We start from the raw sequence: 17300 nt of genomic DNA, 5'->3' as shown, positions 1-17300 counted from the left end.
CAGCCCGCCGCCGTTGAAATTCGTCAGCTGTCCGGGTTTCTGTTCATCTTTGTTCGCTTCAACGGCCGTCTGTCGATACCCCGGCGGACTTGGATACGGTCACGTCTGACGATCTCACCGTCTTCCTCGATCGCACCAAGAAACGTTCCGGACGGCCCATCGTCACCCTCATCTTCAAGCGCCTTATCGACTTGTTTCTTGTCCGACACTTTGGTCCCTTCGTCGAAAAATGGAGACGGGACCCGTTCAAACGCATCCCATCGCCGGGCAGACATTAGCGTTAATGTGGTTTGAGAGAACGACGGCGCAGGGAGCCTCAGCGACCATTGACCTACCCCGCCGCGTCAGGGGCGGCAGCGTGTCATATGCGTGAAGGGCAAGAAAGCTGTGCCATGGTGCGAACATATAGAGAACGCATCATCCAGTCAACCCCTCGTGATGTCGGCGGCACGATGCGCGGTCAACCGCTGGCCAATTTCAGTGGCAACGTGAACTCGAAACGGCATCCGGGCGCGTCCCCCTGCACCAGCCGCATCTGCCCTCCATGGTTCTCCACGATCGTACGGCAGATCGAAAGCCCCATGCCCATCCCGTTCGCCTTGGTCGTTTCGAAAGGCCTGAATATGTTTTCGACGCGGTCCTCGGTGATGCCCGGTCCGTTGTCATTGACGCCGATCGTCGCAAATTCACCGTCATGCCTGATGTCGATGGCGAGGGCCCGGTCGCGGTCAGACATTTCCCGCAACGCCTCGATGGCGTTCAGGATTAAATTCACGACAACCTGTTGAAGTTGCACGCGATCGACCGGAACCGCCGGAAGGTCGTCGGGAATGTCGAGCTTGAGCGCGACCTTGGTTTTCTGAAGCTCACCGCGTGTCAGGGAAATGACGTCACCGATGAGCTCGGCCATCCCGATGGGTTCGACCGTCGCCATCTCCTTCCGGAACATCTTCCGAATTCTGGTGACAATCTCGCTGGCGCGCCTTCCGTCGTCGATGACGTTCTTGAGGCTGTCCCTGGCTCTGGCAACGTCCGGTGTCGCCTTGGAGAGCCACCGCAGCGCAGCTCCACCGCTGGCGACGATCCCCGTAAGCGGCTGGTTGACTTCGTGCGCGATGGAGGCGGCCAGTTCACCCATCGTGGTTGCGCGCGCTACATGCTCCAATTCGGCCTGGACTTCCCTGAGATGCGCCGCGCTTCTGAGGAGTTCCGACTCGACCCTCTTGCGCTCGGTTATGTCCATCGTCGTTCCGACATAACCCGTCACCTCGCCCGACTGCCCGGTCGAGGCCCTCCCGGTGCAGAGCAATTGAATCACATTTCCGCCGGGAAGTGTCGCCTGGTACTCGAACTGGAGATCCGTCCTCTCCGCGACCGCCCTCCGCATAGCATCCCTCACCAAGGTGGCTTCCTCGGGACGCATTCTATCGAGCATGCTGCCGAGCGTTCCCCCGACCTCCGATACGTTGTAGCCAAAGATGTTGCCATGTTCTTCCGACCATTCCAGCTTGTCGTTCGCTACGGTCCAAGCCCAGCTGCCCGTGTGCGAGATACGCTGGCCTTCCGCGAGCATCGCCTCGCTCTTCCTGAGCGCGTCCTCGGAAATCTTGCGTTCCAGGACAAAGCTCGCGAGCTGTGTGAAGCGGTCGATGGTCTGTCGCTCGCGATCGCCCGCCGACCGAGGCCTGTTCGAGTAGACGGCGATAGTGCCGAACACGGATCCGCGACCGGACATGATGGGAGTGGACCAGCAGGCCTTGAAGCCGAAGCGTTCGACCACGTCACGTGCGCAGTCCCATCGGGGATCCGTATCGACGTCATCGATCCACACGGGCTCCTGCTTGAAAGCGGCGGTCCCGCAAGAGCCGAATTCGGGTCCCACGGGAATTCCGCACACCGCGTCGTTAAACCCCTCGGGAACTTTATGCCCCCCGCCCGGCCGTAACGTGCGGCCCTCTTCGTCCTGCAGCATGATCGTGACAAAAGTCGCGTCGGTGAGCACGAAGAGCGTCTGGCAGAGCGAATCCAGGATTGTCGTCAGCGGTTGTTCAGTCGTCATCATCTCGAAGGACCGCTTCTCTCCCGCCAGGAGAATTTCGGCTCTCTTGAGATCGTCGATGTCGCTCTCAGCGCCATAGCACCTGACAATGCGTCCGGTTGCGTCGCAGTGGGGCTTCGCTCTCACGATAAACCAGCGGTACTCTCCGTCGTGACGGCGCTTCCGCGCCTCCAGCCCGCTCATCTCGCGCTTGGTTACGATTCGATGCCATGTCGCAGCGGACTCCGCCCGGTCGTCGGGGTGGAAGACGTATTTCCATCCGCCGTTGCAGGCTTGCTCGGGTGTCAGCCCGGTGTATTCGTACCATTCCTTGTTGAACCACTCGTTCGCCCCGTTGGCGTCTGCGCTCCACGTCATCGATGGCATCGTGTCGTTCGCCATCCGGAACTCGTGCTCGCGTTCCGCGAGGTCGGCCTTCTCGCGCTCCAGTTCGGCGAACAGTTTCGCATTGTCGAGGGCGATCGCGGCATGCGGTGCGATCGCGACGAGTGTTGAGAACCCTTCCCGGCCGAGCTGTGCGCTGTCCTCGACACCCGACAGATAAAGGATGGCGATGAGCCGGGATTTCTTGACCAGCGGGACAAAGTAGCCTTCGTGGGCCGGGCGTTCGATACTCTCCTCCTTGAATAAGGAGTCTCCGCCGTCTTCTCCCAGAAAGGGTTCCATGGTACGTGCGACCTGGAGGACAGCAGCTCGGGATATCTCCCCTTCTCCAGCAGCCGTACGCTGGACGCTGTAGGAAATTTCGCCCCCCTCACGAATTCCGGATGCGGCGATCCATATCTCTGAGCTGTCCAGCTCGATCAGCATCACCCTGTCCGCTCCGGACATATCCAACGCCGTCTTGAGGATAGTCTCCGCGAGCGGGGCATAGCCGATGATGGAAGACATGGCCTGGGAAATATCGAGCACGGCCTCCAGTCGACCGCCTTTGCCGACGGTCGACGATTGCCGCGGTTGCGGTTCGACATATCCCGCAAAGACGCCGGAAGAAGCGCTCTCGAGTTGCGCCACCTTGCCTCCGGCTCCCCAACGGAGATAGCAATCCCTTGCCCTCACGAGATGTGATTTCGCCGACTGTCCCATTCCAGACGTCGCGTAGAAACGACCGGCGACTTCACAGGCAAGCGCCTCGTCTACGAGCAGACCGAACCTCGCGGCCGCGTCGATCGCCTGCTCGTAGAGGCGCTCGGCCCGCTTCGCATCTCCGTCGATCCGTGCAAGTTCGGCTAGAGCGAGCAGCCGCTTGCTCTGGAATGTCTCGGGGCATGTATCGGCCCATCGGGCAAGCCAGTCCACATGGCCGACGATCGCGGCCCTGTCGGCTTGGGTGCCATTGTCGGATTCCGCGGCGAGAGCCAGCGCGGCGATGAAGTGATACACGGCGAGCTGGAGATGTCCGGTGCATGCCCAGATGAGGCCTGAGATGCGCCTGACGGCGTCCGCCGCGGTATTGAAATCGCCGTACACGAAGGACGCGTGCGCCTTGAGAATCCAGTAGAAGCAGATGTAGGTTGGCGTCTGTTCAGGGATGAATTTGGCCTCGAAGGCGCGGGTGTCGAAGCCATCGCGATCGAAGATATCGCCGACGCCGCGGCCCTCCGCCATCGTGCGGACGAACGCTCTCTGTGAATGCAGAGCCATAAGAGGAGCGGCAAAGCTCGCTTTTTCGACGAACCCGACGGCACTATCGAGTTCTGCCGAAACGTCGACAAGGCTGTCGCCTTGAGCGAGCCTGTAGGCCACGATACGAACCCGGGCGTAACATGAATAGGGAATGTCCCTGCTACCCGCCGCCGCCGCAATGCACGATCTGGTTAGCTCGATCACTGAGCGCAATGGACGTGCCCATACGGCAACCAGCTCGATATAGCTGATGGCTTTTACTTCGTGCTCCCAGAATCCGTGGACCTGGACGAGTTCCCTTGCGGCTTCGCAGAATTTCAAACCGTCGTGGTAACGCCCGAAATGGTTGCTGAGAAAGAAGCCGAAGAGGCCAAAGGCGAGAACGGCCGCCTTGGTGATCCCGTGCTCGAGGGTCAGATTGACCATATGGCTGAGTGTGACACCCAGCAGCCTTTCGTCCGTTAGTTGTGCGGAATTTGTCATGGCGGAGAGGACGCTGACAATCGCTTCCACCTCGGGATTATCCATCCTCGGTAGATGGACGAGTTCTTCTACCGGACGTCCGTAAAGTCGCTCCCATACGCCGATAGTGGCGGTCTCGAGATCGACCTGGTCTGGCCGAAGCGGTACGTCGAGACCGAACTCCTTGAGGCATTCGAGACCTGCCGCGACGCTTTCAGGAACCTCCGACCTACGAAGATGCCAGTCAATCTTGAGACAGCAGACCTCGGCCTTTTGGACCTTTGTCGTCGCCATTGCGGAAGCAAGCAGAATATTTCGCTCGGACGCGGCGAGATCAGCGGCGGCCAGGCTGGTCTTGGCCGCCTCTAACGCCGTGTAGAAGCTCCCGTGGTCCTCGGTGTCGGTGGTAACCGCCGTGCGATCGTCCGGTTGGCTGGAATTTTCGACTCGGGATGACATCCGTTCGCTCTGTGACCGTGCTTTCAAGCCGAAGCTGACATCTGTTTTGGCATCGATGCTTGCGATTGGGAACCGTGCTTGTTCTATGCTGAGAAGAAAATACGCAGAAATGGCTACGTGGCAGCCGTGTCATTCGGAAAAAACGGAAACACGACGTCATTCCCGCCACGACATCGACACCTGAAAGCGAGCGCGGCGACACCGGACCCCGCGCTCGCGGCCCAGATCGTCACGAGCCAGTCAAGTCGGCCCCAAAGCGACGACGGTCCGGAAGCCTTGTCCATCAATGGTATCCCTCCCCTGCCTCCACCTTGACGCGGAACACGTGGTAGGACCCCGTCGTGTAGGCCAGAATAAACGGGCTGATGAAAAGCGCGTCGACCAACGCGAACCCGAGGCTCTGGGGGTGCCGAGGCCGCGTCCCAGATGGAGATGGCCGGCGGCAGATGTTTGGCCCCATGCTGATCGCCAGTCCCGTGTAGCCGAGGAAAAGCAACGTCAGAGTCAGTACGAACGGCAGCGCATGGCTTCCGCTTGCTAGCGTCCTGGACAATGCCAGGTAGAAAGCACGACCAGAATAGGGAACAGGCACAAATAGGAAGCAGTTCGGCAGCGAGAACCAACCCCCAGCGATCGCGTCGTGCGCCAGCGGCGTCCAAAGGCTTATGGCGACAAATCACGACAACACGATCAGCCCGCCTGTCCGGTGAAACGGGGAGCACTCCGACCACGACTTGAAGCATGATCGGGTATCCTAGATTTCGATGACAAGCCCCGGTTCGAAGCCTGTCCTCTCTCCCGGATAACCGCGGGGGTTGGCGACGACCCTGCACTCTCCGACCCAGTAATCGACCTTCTGATGAACGTGACCATGCACCCACAATGAAGGCTGCCCTTCAACGATCAGGTCCCCCAGTTCGCTGGCGTAGCAGGCGGACAGCGGATCGCCTTGGAACTCGAGCGGAATTGACCTGGATGACGGAGCGTGATGGCTTAGGACCACCGTCTTTCCATCCGAGGTCGCCGACAATGCGGATTTGAGGAACGCCCTGGATTCGTAGTGCTTTCGGTAAGCATGGATCGGCCTGAACTTCCTGTATGGAAGCTTGGTAAACTTGACCTTTTTGTAGTCGTTCATCCCGCTTTGGGCGGCCGCCATCGCGAGTTCAGGATCGCCGCCGTTGATGCGGAAGTCGGTCCAGAGTGTCGCGCCAACAAACCTGACGCCGCCGATATCCACGACCTCGTTTTCGAGAAAGTGAAGGTGCGGAAAGCGGTCACGCAACAGGCGCGCGTCACGGATGCTCTCCTGCACGGAGGCTCCATAGTATTCATGGTTCCCCGCGGTGAATACAACGGGCATCGAAGAAGGAATGTTGGTCGCCAGCCATTCGATGCTAGGGACGATGCCGCGTGTCAATAGATCGCCCGCGCAAACCAGGACATCGGCCTCAGGAGGCGGCCCAACGAAGGGTTGGCCGAATTCCAAATGCAAGTCGGAAATAATCCAGAGTTTCATGCTTCGGCACCGTCTGTAGGTCGAAGCGTCGTCTGAACCTGATCGTCGACCGAATTCCGGACGACTTCTGCGTATTCATGACACGTCTGCTGATTTTGATCTCTTGATGCCATCCTAACCTCGATACAATAGCTGCCGCCTCCGCTTGCGCGGGTGAACGTCAACCTACTCGTATGGGAAACAGGACAGCTTTGATCATGGCAAGAACATTTAGAGAACGCACATTCTCCCGTCAAGAGGGTTCTGGGATGTCGAGTGGCTAGTCTGACTGTTTTTGTTCGGGCGGGACCTGTCAGCGCTTGCCGGATGACTGCCCGGAGCTCAAGGTGCGTTCGACCAAGTAATGGGAGAGAGCGATGGCTCGGCCAGCATACCGCAAGCCCCAACGAAAGGCAGTAAGGGAAACCTCGCTGGGCCGCGCCTTGGACGAGATAGGATTCAAGCCGCTCGGCCGTCGGATAAAAATTAAGCAGGGCGTCGATCAGGTGAAGCTCCGCCTGCGTTTGATTGCAAACGCCGCGGGACAGCGAGAGTCCTAACTGTTGGCCGTCGCGTCTCGTCCGTCGTAGTGGGCATGACGCTTTATCGTTTTCCGGTAGGCACGCCACCTATTGCTGGCACGCTGGCGACTCCAAAGTGATCGACGACTAAACCGCCAACCAACGCGCCTGATCCAATGCCGAGTTGCGTAGTCGAAACAAACAACACTGCCCACGCTTTCGCGCTGGTCGGGCGCGAAGCTGAACATATAGGTTTGCATGGCGACCAGAAGCATCCCGAAGCCGAAGCCCCAGATGAGTGTACAGATCGTAGCGGCCAGCGCGCTATCTCTATTTATCGGCGAAAGGGTTAAGTCTCGCCTTTTCCAGAGATTGGCAGACGCCAGCTCTATTTCCCGCGCGGCGGACATACCGCCGGGTTCGCGTTCACGGGTGCCTTCGCGTCCAGGTAAATTGCGGCTATGGGTGCTCCGCATAGCGCTTTAACGGTGCAGTCACATGCCCTCAAAACGGTGACACGTGACTGCTGTGGACTTTGGCAACAACGTCGCTCCAACGCCTAATTGTCAGCTGGCCAGCGGTACCGCGCGCGAAACCGCGGCCTGTGCAAGCCGATCGGCAGCCTCCTCGGTCGTCCACAGCGCGTTCGCGAACCAGCGGAAGTTCACAAGAGCCGCGAGATAGGCATCGCCCTCCGGCAGCTTGCTCCCCGCGGTGGCGTCGCGGACCACGGCGACCTCGAAGCCCTTCTCGACGAAGTCACGGAGGTGGGATTCGACGCAGAAGTTCGCTGCCATGCCAGCCAAGATCACCTTGTCGATGCGCTTCTTGCGCAGCTGGAAGACCACGTCGTTGGTCTGCGGCCCTGCGATCTTGTGTGGCGAGCACACGATCGTCTTGCCGTCATCGATATACTGCTTGTACTCGGGCATCCAGTCCGCGCCCGAGTTCTCGAAGCCTTCAAGCGACAGCGGGTCTTGGCGGTCGAACATCCGGAGCTTGTGCATTAGCGTCTCGCCGGTCGCGGCGAAATCCCAGCGGTGATCGAAAGGGTAGTAGTAGTGGGGCGAAATGACTACCTCGATCCCGGCCTTCTTCGACGCCTCGAAGAGCTTGCCGATGTTCTCGACGGTATTGTGTTCGGTGATGCTTTCGCCGAAAGCGCCCCATCCCGCGCCCTTGGGGCTGAGGAAGTCGACCTGAGGGTCGGTGATGACCAACGCCGTCCGCGGGATATCGATCTCGACGTCGGTCTTGGGAAGTGCGGGGTTCTGCGGGTCGCGGTAGGCGAGCGGAATGACTTTTTCGGTCATGGAAGTTTCCTCTAGGGCGGTTTGCCTTGCGGCGATCTCTCGTCGTCGCGATCGCGGGCCTTGTGACTGATTTCGGGAACCAGTATCCATCGAGATCGGCCAGCGATCCGATGCGACGTCGCGGACTTAATTCTCGAGGATACAGAGACGAGAATGGGGTCGCGGGAGGCCGCGGGATTGTAACATCCTGTCACCTTGTGTCCCGTCAAGCTTCCTCAGGCATCGCCGCCATTCTCAACGCGGTGAAGCGATGGATCGCATACGATAGGTCGAACGCCAAATTGCTGATCAGGTACTCGAGCACGCATCACTAGGCTCGCGGCAAGAAGGATCGCAGCTTTCACGTCATTTCCCGCTGGCACTCCCAGCCCACTGAGGTCAGACCTGCCGAGGCGTTGTTTTTGCCGCCGAGTTTCGTCCCGCGTCAATCATGTAGTCCCGGGGGAGAGGAAGCGCCGAAACGTTCTTTGTCAGCTGAAGCTGCCAGTTCATGTGGCCAAAGCGGCACGCGCCCGAACGGCAGGCGCGGAAGCTCTCACGATGCCGCGTTAGCCGCCCGCCATCGCCAACGGTTAATTGCCGTCGCGTGCTCGACTGTGGGCGTCGGCAACGCATCGCACAAGTTCATCCGCGTCGATCGGCTTATTGAGAAAATGCACCGCCCCGTTCTCGAGCGCCTTCATCCTCGTGACATCGTCATCGTGGGAGGTGACGAAAACAATTGGGAGCGTGCTGCGCTGTCGCTGCAATTGAGCCTGGAGCTCCAAACCGCTCATTCCCGGTAGCCGCTGATCCAGGATCAGGCACTCCACTTCGTCGTGACAACTCGAGGAAATGAAATCTTCGGCTGACCCGAAGGCTTTCACCTCGTATCCGTACGACGACATCAGGTCCGCATATGCGAGCCTTACCCCGTCATCGTCCTCAACTATTGCGATCGTCAGCAATTCACATGGCTCCGACGGCCTCTTTGGAACTCCCGCGATGACTTTGCGGTATTGGGTATGGTGCAAAGCATCCCGGACTTCATATTCCAACGCGGCTAACGACTTTACAGACGAACGCTCGGATCCGATTCCGGAATCCGACCCTGGGCATCCAGTTCGCGAAACCGCGAACATGCGCGCGACCTTATCGGACGCCAAGCTCCAGTCCACCTAGCTCTAGGTATAGAGGCGCGCCAAACGCTCTCGTACACGATGATACAATAAAGACGAGTATCGTCGTCGTAAATTTACTCCCACACGATGACTGACGAGCGGCCGAAAGCCGACGAGCACACGCGGCATGTCGAAAACGGTCGCCGAATGGGAGTTTGAAAATGGACAACGCCAAGACGATAGGAAGCTTCTCCGGAACCTTGAAAATCGGCGATTTCGTCGTAAACAGGCTGGGGTTCGGGTCGATGCGGCTCACGGGTCGCGGCATCTGGGGTCCCCCGGCGGACCGCAACGAAGCGCTGGCAACCGTACGCCGCGCAGCCGAACTGGGAGTGAACTTCATCGACACCGCGGACTCCTACGGCCCGGACGTCGCCGAGGAACTGATAGGGGAGGCCCTGGCGGGCCGCGACGACATCCTCGTCGCCACCAAGGCCGGACTTCGCCGGCCCGGTCCAGACCAATGGATGCCCGACGGTCGACCTGAGTACCTGATCGAGCGCGCAAAGGGCAGCCTCAAGAAGCTGGGCGTAGAACAGATCGGTCTTTGGCAGTTGCACAGGATCGATCCGCGCGTCCCCATGCAGGAGCAGTTCGCCGCCATCCGTGAACTGCTCGACGAGGGTGTGATCGCCAACGCCGGACTCAGCGAGGTTTCTATCGAAGAAATCGCGGCCGCCTCCCGGTACTTCAAGGTCGCCACCGTCCAGAACCGCTACAATCTGGTCGACCGTGGAAGCGAGGACGTTCTCGATTACTGCGAGCGCAACGGCATCGGGTTCATTCCCTGGTTCCCCCTGGCTGCCGGCGACCTCGTCCGTCCGGGTGGACTTCTCGACTCGCTCGCCAAGCACCACGCCGCGACAGTTGGTCAGATCGCGCTGGCGTGGATGCTCAAGCGGAGCCCGGTCATGCTGCCGATCCCCGGCACTTCGAAGATCAGCCACCTGGAGCAGAACGTAGCGGCTGCGCGTCTCCAGCTTTCCGACGACGAATTCCAGGAACTCGAGAGAAGTGTACGCTGATCATGTCCCGTTCGACCGGCCGCCGCGGCAGACACGTCGGTGGCGATCGGCGAAGTCTTCGGTGTCCGGCAGGATGTACGGAAAGCCCGCTCCCGCGAAATAGTCGGCGTCTTGCTAACGAGACGCACTCCCTTCTCTCAGCCGAAATGCGCGTTCGGAAGCCTGTCCCACCAGACCTTGGTTCCTGCCGTCATGGCAGGGCCCGAGCTTTCCGACTGCGAACTTCCAACACAACCGAGGATCTGTCATGACCGCCACCCTGGAAGCCGCAGTAACTGAATATGTAGAAGCGCGAGGAGCGAAGCTCGCCTATCGCCGGATCGGACATCGGTTCGCCCGGAAGCTGGTCCTTTTGCAGCACTTCACCGGAACCATGGATGCCTGGGACCCCTCCGTCGTGAACGCTCTGGCCGAGGTCAGCGAGGTCTTTGTGTTTGACAACGCTGGCGTCGGCTCCTCCGGCGGCACGACGCCGGACAGCGTGGAGGGAATGGCGGACTACGCCGAAGGTTTCATAGCGGCACTGGGTCTCGGCGAGGTCGATCTTCTGGGCTTTTCGCTCGGAGGTTTCCTCGCCCAGGTGATGGCTGCGCGCAAGCGTGTGGCGATCGGACGGATGGTCGTCGCCGGGAGCGCGCCCGCCGGTGGCGAGGAGCACCTCCTCGAGGTAGTCGAGAAGGCATTCGCGCAGAACGCCCCTGACGTGCGCCTTCCATTGTTCTTCACTCCGTCCGCAAAGAGCCAGGCAGCCGGGAAGGCATTCGTCGACCGAACGCTTGCTCGCTCCCACGATCGGGCTCCGGACAAGGGTGTTTCCGTAAGCGATCCGCAGGCCAAGGCGATCATCGAGTGGTGCGCCCGGACGGATCCCGAGCATCTGTCACTCAAGTCGATTGCTACCGCCACGCTCATTGTGCACGGCAGCGACGACACGATGTTCCCCTCCGACAATGCCTACACGATGTTCAAGAACATGCAGGACGCCACCCTGATTCTCTATCCGGACTCAGGGCACGGCGCGCTCTTCCAGCAGCCGGAGACGTTCGTCACGCACGTGAAGACCTTTCTGGAACTCTAAATCCCGCAACTCAAAGGATAATGAAATGAAAGCGATCGTCAGCAAGATCATCGACGCCCATGGCGGCCTCGAAAGATGGAAGAGGTTCTCCCTTCTCAAGGCGCGGCTCAGCCAGGGCGGAGCTTTGTGGGCCCTCAAAGGACAGCCCACGACGCTTTCCGAAACCAGCGTGACCGTCGATCTCGTGAAGGAGTGGGCGTCGCACTCTCCGTTCGGCCCGGAAGCAAAGGTCTCGAGCTTCGAACCGGGCAGGGTCGCGCTGAGCAACGCGCAGGGCAAGGTTCTCGAAGAGCTGCACAACCCGCGTTCGTCGTTCGCCGGACATACGCTTGAGACACCGTGGAACGAGCTTCAGCTCGCGTACTTCGCTGGCTGCGCCATGTGGACCTACCTGAACATGCCGTTCCTGCTCGTCCACGAGGGCGTTCTGACGGAGGAACTGTCAGACTGGTCCGAGAACGGCGAAACCTGGCATAGGCTCAAGATTACTTTTCCAGCGGACATCGTCAGCCACAGCGCGGTGCAGACGATCTATTTCGATGACGCGGGCTTGCTCAAGCGCCACGACTACGACGTCGAAATCGCGGGCGGCACTCCGGGAGCCCATTACATCGGCGGTTACAAGGAGGTCCAGGGCGTCAAAATCCCGACGCACCGCCGCATCTTCCCGAGACAGCCGGACGGTCAGGCGATGGCGGAGCCTCTCGTCGTTTCGATCGATCTCTCCGACATCGTGCTAACGTGAAGGACGCGGCCGTCTCGGCGAAATGTACACCGAGACGGCTGTTCGGCTTCCGTTCCGGTTACTGCGCCACGACCCAATCTTACAATAATAGGCGCTGGCCCCCTGGGATAAGGCAAAGAGCATATCCGCTAAAGGGCCACACAGAGCGCGTCATGACTGATACGACAGAAACCTATCTCGCCGTCCAGGCCGTCTCGCCTGGCAAGCTCGAGCTTAGCAGGAAGCCGATGCAGGCACCGGGTCCCGGTCATGTCCGCATCAAGATCGAGGCCTGCGGGGTCTGCCATTCGGACGCTGCCACCGTCGAGGGCGTTTTTCCAATCAGTTGGCCGCGGGTCCCGGGGCACGAGGTCGTCGGGAAAATCGAAAGCCTCGGCGAGGGCGTCGAGGGCTGGAACGTCGGCCAGAGAGTCGGTGTGGGCTTCTTGGCAGGCAGCTGTGGACATTGTTCCGAATGCCGCTCCGGCCACCTAGTAAACTGCAAGAACCAGGAATTCACGGGCGTCCACCACGACGGCGGCTATGCCGAATGGATGGTGGCCAAGGCCTCGGGACTGATGTCTGTTCCCGACAACCTCACCGACGTCGAGGCCGCTCCCCTCCTGTGCGCTGGACTCACGACCTTCAGCGCGCTGAGAAATTCCGGCGCTAAGGCCGGGGACGTTGTTGCGGTCATCGGCATCGGTGGGCTTGGCCACCTTGCTGTTCAATACGCGCGCGGCATGGGATTCGAGGTCGTGGCGATCGGGCGCGGCCCGGCCGTCGGAGAACTGGCGGCCAAGCTGGGCGCTCACCATTATATCGACAGTAACGCCGAGCCCGTCGCCGACGCGCTACGGTGGCTCGGTGGCGCGGACCTCGTGCTTGCGACCGCCTCGGGCGGCAAGGGTGTGGCGGATTCGGTCAAGGGCCTCAAAGCCCGCGGCAAGACGATCGTCATCGGGGCGACAGCCGAGCCCATCGAACTCGCGTCCGGCGACCTCTTCCTCAAGGAGCGTTCGGTCGAGGGCGCGCTCACCGGAGATCCGGCGACAGGCGACACGACGCTTCGCTTCAGTTCGCTTTTCGGCATCTCCGCGATGATCGAAGAATTTCCGCTGGAACGGGCGGTCGAAGCCTACGACAAGATGATGCACGGCAAGCCACGCTTCCGCGTCGTTCTGACGATGGGCTCCTGACCCCGCCGGGAAGCGCCCACCCCGATTCAGTTCCCAGGGTGGGCATTTTCGAGCCCTCGCTCGCCAACCGACACCATTGGCAAGCGGTGAGACACATGCCGACGCCTTGTGGCGTCGGCCGTCCCCCGGCGTTGACGCAGAACCGGAGCCTGTCATGAGCGGAGACCTGACTATGCAAGAAGCGATCGCCGACAACATGATAGCGCTCGTCAACGCTGCGGACGGCATGGACCAATCGTCGTTTGCCCGCCTACTGGAAAGCGTCGCCCTCAGACTGGCGTCCGAAGGCAAGAAGCGGCGTTCCGGAAGGGTCAATCTTTCGACAACCGAGTTCCTGCGCGAAGGGTTCTGCTCGCATTCGAAACAAGTCCGTACGGATGATCACTCACATTTTCCAAGCCCCTGATCTCGTTCCCTGCTTTACGAGATGGCCGCAACAAACCGCCTTGTAACGCGGCCTTGCGTAAGGGGTCTACGCAAACGTTTTCCGACTTCTACGCGCATCGTGACCTGTCTTTAGGGATAGGTCGGATCACCCCACAGTACAATTGTTCCCAGCCACCGGTCGTATATCGATTACATGGGGCGAGCCTATAAGGCGCTGTCCCTGGTTTTTATCTTGGAATCGCTACGGTGGATTTGGCCGGATCGATCCCAATGTGAGCGCAGGTGGACGATGACGATACTGCGGTTTGACGATTTCGAAATGGACATCCAAGCCCGAAGCCTCAAACGGTCCGGTGGCGACATCCGTATCGGCTCCCGCGCCTTCGATCTATTGGCCGCTTTGGCATCGAAGCAGGGAGAAATCCTGTCGAAGGCGGAATTGATGGAGGTCGCCTGGCCCGAAACACATGTAGAGGAGAGTTCTCTGCGTGTGAACATCGTATCCCTACGCAAAGCACTCGACGGGGGCAATCCCTACAGTATGGTCGAGAATGTCGCCGGACGCGGCTACACGTTTACTGTCCCGGTCACAAAGCTGGACGAGAACCGAGCCGCCGGATCGACGCTGCGGGCGTCGCGGACGCAAAGCCTCCCGAACACATGCGCGCGCCTCGTCGGACGTGAGCAACTGATCTCGAAATGGGCGGACGAAATTGGCGCGGGCATCACGACAATCGTCGGACAGGGAGGGATCGGCAAAACCGCGGTGGCACTCCAGATGGCCCGCCTCCTCCAGGACGCCTATGATAGCGTTCAGTTCATAAACATAGTGGACCAGACCGCGACCCCGACTACGCCGATCGCCGAGGCCTTATGGGCAGTGAGCCTGACGTCGGATACGCTCCGACAGGCTATGGAGAGCCTCAATGGAAGGTCAGTTCTGCTGGTTCTCGACGGATGCGACTGGTCCATCGACCGGGTCGCGCTAATCGCCGAGTCGGTTGCAGACAAGCATCCGGACGTCGCCATTCTCACGACAAGCCGTGAACCTCTCGGGATCATCGGCGAAAACGTGCTTCATCTTCCCGGGCTGGCCGTTCCGGCAGCCAGGCAGCGCATAGACGATGTTGCGACGTTCAGCGCCATGGAGCTGTTCGCAGAACGCGTGTCCATGGTCGCTGAAGAATATGCGATCGACGGTCCGAGAGGCATCGAACTCGCCGCCGAAGTTGTGCGCAAGACGGACGGCAATCCCTTGGCTATCGAGCTGGCTGCATCTCGCGTCGCAGACCTCGGGCTCGAAAACCTGGTTATATCCCTCGATCGTCCGCTGAGGACACTGCGGCGCGGAAACCGGACATCGCATCCACGCCAGCAGACGTTGCGTGCTAACATCGACTGGAGCTACAACCTTCTCGACAGGAACATGCAGTCGCTGCTCGGTCTGCTTTCCACGTTCGAAGCCGACTTCACGAAAGATACCGCGCGCGATCACTGTGGTTTCGAGTTCGCCCGTTCCGACTTCGAGGAAGCGTTTGACGGCCTTGTCGTCAAGTCCCTGATCGCGGGTCAGCAGCGCGGCGGTACTTACGCGCTGCCCAAGCTGATACGCGAGTATGCCATGGAAAAGCGCGCCGGTGTTACGACTGCCACTCCCTGGCTCTCACCGGAGATGGAGCTCGTGACGCGCGACGTCGAGTATCAGCGTCCCCAGTTTCCAATGTCCCTATCCACGCGCGCTGACCTACGGCCATTCGCTACGGAAAGCAGGGCGGCCTAGTTATCACCCTTAGGAATTGACTGCTCTTGCGCGAGAAGTTCAGCCTTCTTGACCAGGTCGGCGACGGACCTGACACGCATTTTTTTCATCACGTTTGACCGATGAAGCTTCACCGTGACCATACTGATCCCGAGCTGCCCGGCGATCTGCTTGTTCATGTAGCCGTTCACGACCGCATGCATCACCTCGACCTCCCTCGGGGTCAGGGTCTCCCTAAGTTTCTCGACGTCTGAGCGGGTCTGCGATTGCGACCTGATTACTTCGTCTCGCCTGATCGCGCCGGTTACGGCGTCGATGAGGTCCTGTTCTCTGAACGGCTTGGTCAGAAAGTCTATGGCTCCGGCTTTCATCGCCCTGACGGACATGGGAATGTCCCCGTGTCCCGTCACGACGATTATGGGCATTCGGTTGCCCGCCTTCTGTAGATCGGATTGAAAATCCAGGCCGCTAACCCCGGAAAACCTTACATCAAGCACAATGCAGCCAGGAGTGTCGAGATTGTCGGCCTCAAGCAGAGCTCGGGGCGAGTCGTAGGCGATCGCTTCGAGATCGATCGACTTGAAGAGGTCGAGAAGAGAGACGCGCACCGAGCTGTCGTCATCGACTATGCGGATAAGCGGTTGTGATGACGATTTCTCTTGCACTGGGCGATCCTTGATCCTCGGCGGCTCCAGCCGGGAAAGATCTCGCCGAAACACCAGTGCCGTCCTAAGAGAGATTTAGCCCGGGAAAACTAGCGTTGCAATTCTCCAAAACCCATAGATGTGTGGGAAATGGCTGGAAACAGCCCTTAGCCGATCATTCGCCGCGGACGGGAGCCTTGCCGGATCGCCGAAAGAACGACGACGAGGTACCGCTCCGGCGAAAACGGTTTCTCGATAAAGGCAAACGCTCCTGTCGCCCTCAACTCGGCGGAGGTCGATCCCCCGCCCCGCGTAGACATGACTATCACCGGAGTTTCTATCCTATTTGATCGAAGGAAGCGCAGCGATTCGAGCCGCTCGTGCGCGGCATCTCGACATCGCTGATCACGCAATCGATTTGCCTCAACGCGGAAGAACTCAGAAAGCCCTCAGCCTTGCCGAAGACGTTCGTCGGCACCGCAGCGGCGGCGCGCAAGCTTTCGAGGGGAACGTCGTCAGCGTTAAAGAAGTTTCCCGCCAATACGACGCTTTGAGGTAGTCTGAATCACAGCGTTCGCTCCGAAAACCCAAACTTAACAACATTTCACATGCGTTAACTCACCTTTTCGGTGAAGGTCGGATATGTCCTCCAGTGCGTGCCCGACCGCCTCTCGATCCGAAAGATTTACCTTGGATGGCGATGAACGGATGGGACACGGTGCACCCGCATGGGTCGTCATTTTAGGCGGGTGATCTGCTGCGAGGCCTCGGAGCGTTGTACGAGGAGACAGGGAGAAATGACGAAAACAAACCTGGCAGCCATTCCCGAGCCCGAAGGGATTGCCGACCCGGTCGGGAAAAATGAAAGCGGTTCGCCATCGACTTTTTTCTCCGAGGCCAGCGTGCCCGTTGGCGAATATGCCCCCGCGTTCATCCTGCCCCACAGGGATGGGGGAAATTTAGGGATCGTCGAACTCGTCGGAGCGCCATTCGTTCTCCTTTTCTATTCAGGATCAGGCGAGAGGCTACAGCAGACAGCTTGCCTCGACGCGACAGCTCCGACGCTTGGAATACTCGGCGTGGCACTCGTCGGGATAGTTTGCGCGGAACGAGGGCCGGTACGGAGTCAATTCGAACCCGCCGCGGAAGGTTATCCCGTCCTGTTGGATTGGGAACCCCTCGTCTCCCGTCTCTACGGTTTTAACCGCGACAGGGCCGCGCCGGAGATATCGGCAACGTATCTCGCGGATCTCCGTGGTGTCGTCAGCTGGGTGGAATTCGATCGGGCCAAGGAGCGCGGCGACTCGGCGATTATCTTGAACGCAGTGAGATTTCACCTCTCGCGTCCTTCAACCCTCGACACAAGCGACTGATCCGAGAGGTCAC

General features: G+C 59.8%; 13 protein-coding genes. 7 read left to right on the top strand and 6 right to left on the bottom strand.

Annotation, left to right across the window (positions count from 1 at the left end; genetic code table 11):
- Positions 1–23: 23 nt before the first annotated feature.
- From GGQ64_RS24460 to GGQ64_RS24440, 5 genes are all read right to left on the bottom strand, one after another.
- The gene (locus GGQ64_RS24460) at positions 24–209 is read right to left on the bottom strand and encodes a hypothetical protein (RefSeq protein ID WP_183807952.1); all 186 of its coding nucleotides are present in this window, start codon (positions 207–209) and stop codon (positions 24–26) included.
- Between the two features lie 251 nt (positions 210–460).
- Positions 461–4606: a PAS domain-containing protein gene (locus GGQ64_RS24455; RefSeq protein ID WP_183807951.1), complete on the bottom strand. Its 4146-nt coding sequence runs from the start codon at positions 4604–4606 to the stop codon at positions 461–463.
- A gap of 754 nt (positions 4607–5360) precedes the next feature.
- Complete coding sequence (locus tag GGQ64_RS24450) at positions 5361–6125, bottom strand: metallophosphoesterase (RefSeq protein ID WP_183807950.1); 765 nt, start codon at positions 6123–6125, stop codon at positions 5361–5363.
- 1066 nt (positions 6126–7191) lie between these two features.
- Positions 7192–7938: a cysteine hydrolase family protein gene (locus GGQ64_RS24445; protein ID WP_183807949.1), complete on the bottom strand. Its 747-nt coding sequence runs from the start codon at positions 7936–7938 to the stop codon at positions 7192–7194.
- Positions 7939–8510: 572 nt separating this feature from the next.
- Positions 8511–8885 (bottom strand): response regulator transcription factor, encoded by a 375-nt coding sequence (locus tag GGQ64_RS24440; RefSeq protein WP_210300418.1) that lies wholly within the window; start codon positions 8883–8885, stop codon positions 8511–8513.
- Between the two features lie 374 nt (positions 8886–9259).
- Between GGQ64_RS24440 and GGQ64_RS24435 the strand changes: the two genes are divergently transcribed.
- The 6 genes from GGQ64_RS24435 to GGQ64_RS24410 all read left to right on the top strand — a co-directional run bounded on the left by GGQ64_RS24435 (position 9260) and on the right by GGQ64_RS24410 (position 15291).
- Positions 9260–10123 carry an aldo/keto reductase gene (locus GGQ64_RS24435; RefSeq protein WP_183807948.1) on the top strand — a complete coding sequence of 288 codons (864 nt, stop codon included), beginning with the start codon at positions 9260–9262 and terminating at the stop codon, positions 10121–10123.
- A 247-nt stretch (positions 10124–10370) separates the two neighbouring features.
- Positions 10371–11201 carry an alpha/beta fold hydrolase gene (locus tag GGQ64_RS24430; protein WP_183807947.1) on the top strand — a complete coding sequence of 277 codons (831 nt, stop codon included), beginning with the start codon at positions 10371–10373 and terminating at the stop codon, positions 11199–11201.
- 25 nt (positions 11202–11226) lie between these two features.
- Positions 11227–11946: a hypothetical protein gene (locus GGQ64_RS24425; RefSeq protein ID WP_183807946.1), complete on the top strand. Its 720-nt coding sequence runs from the start codon at positions 11227–11229 to the stop codon at positions 11944–11946.
- A gap of 152 nt (positions 11947–12098) precedes the next feature.
- Complete coding sequence (locus GGQ64_RS24420; RefSeq protein ID WP_183807945.1) at positions 12099–13124, top strand: alcohol dehydrogenase catalytic domain-containing protein; 1026 nt, start codon at positions 12099–12101, stop codon at positions 13122–13124.
- A gap of 154 nt (positions 13125–13278) precedes the next feature.
- Positions 13279–13530 carry a hypothetical protein gene (locus GGQ64_RS24415; RefSeq protein WP_183807944.1) on the top strand — a complete coding sequence of 84 codons (252 nt, stop codon included), beginning with the start codon at positions 13279–13281 and terminating at the stop codon, positions 13528–13530.
- A 270-nt stretch (positions 13531–13800) separates the two neighbouring features.
- Entirely contained in the window at positions 13801–15291 is a 1491-nt protein-coding gene (locus tag GGQ64_RS24410; protein WP_183807943.1) for an ATP-binding protein, read from the top strand.
- Here the strand turns inward: GGQ64_RS24410 and GGQ64_RS24405 are convergent.
- Positions 15288–15935 (bottom strand): response regulator transcription factor, encoded by a 648-nt coding sequence (locus GGQ64_RS24405; protein ID WP_343059564.1) that lies wholly within the window; start codon positions 15933–15935, stop codon positions 15288–15290. The genes GGQ64_RS24410 and GGQ64_RS24405 overlap by 4 nt on opposite strands.
- Before the next feature lie 776 nt (positions 15936–16711).
- Between GGQ64_RS24405 and GGQ64_RS24395 the strand changes: the two genes are divergently transcribed.
- Positions 16712–17287, top strand: a complete 576-nt coding sequence (locus GGQ64_RS24395) for a redoxin domain-containing protein (protein WP_183807941.1) — start codon at positions 16712–16714, stop codon at positions 17285–17287.
- Positions 17288–17300: the final 13 nt, after the last annotated feature.

Origin of the sequence: Mycoplana azooxidifex (assembly GCF_014196765.1) — a bacterium.
Lineage (GTDB): Bacteria > Pseudomonadota > Alphaproteobacteria > Rhizobiales > Rhizobiaceae > Mycoplana > Mycoplana azooxidifex.
Note: the sequence above shows the minus strand (reverse complement) of the source record. Positions and strands in the feature narration are given on the sequence as shown.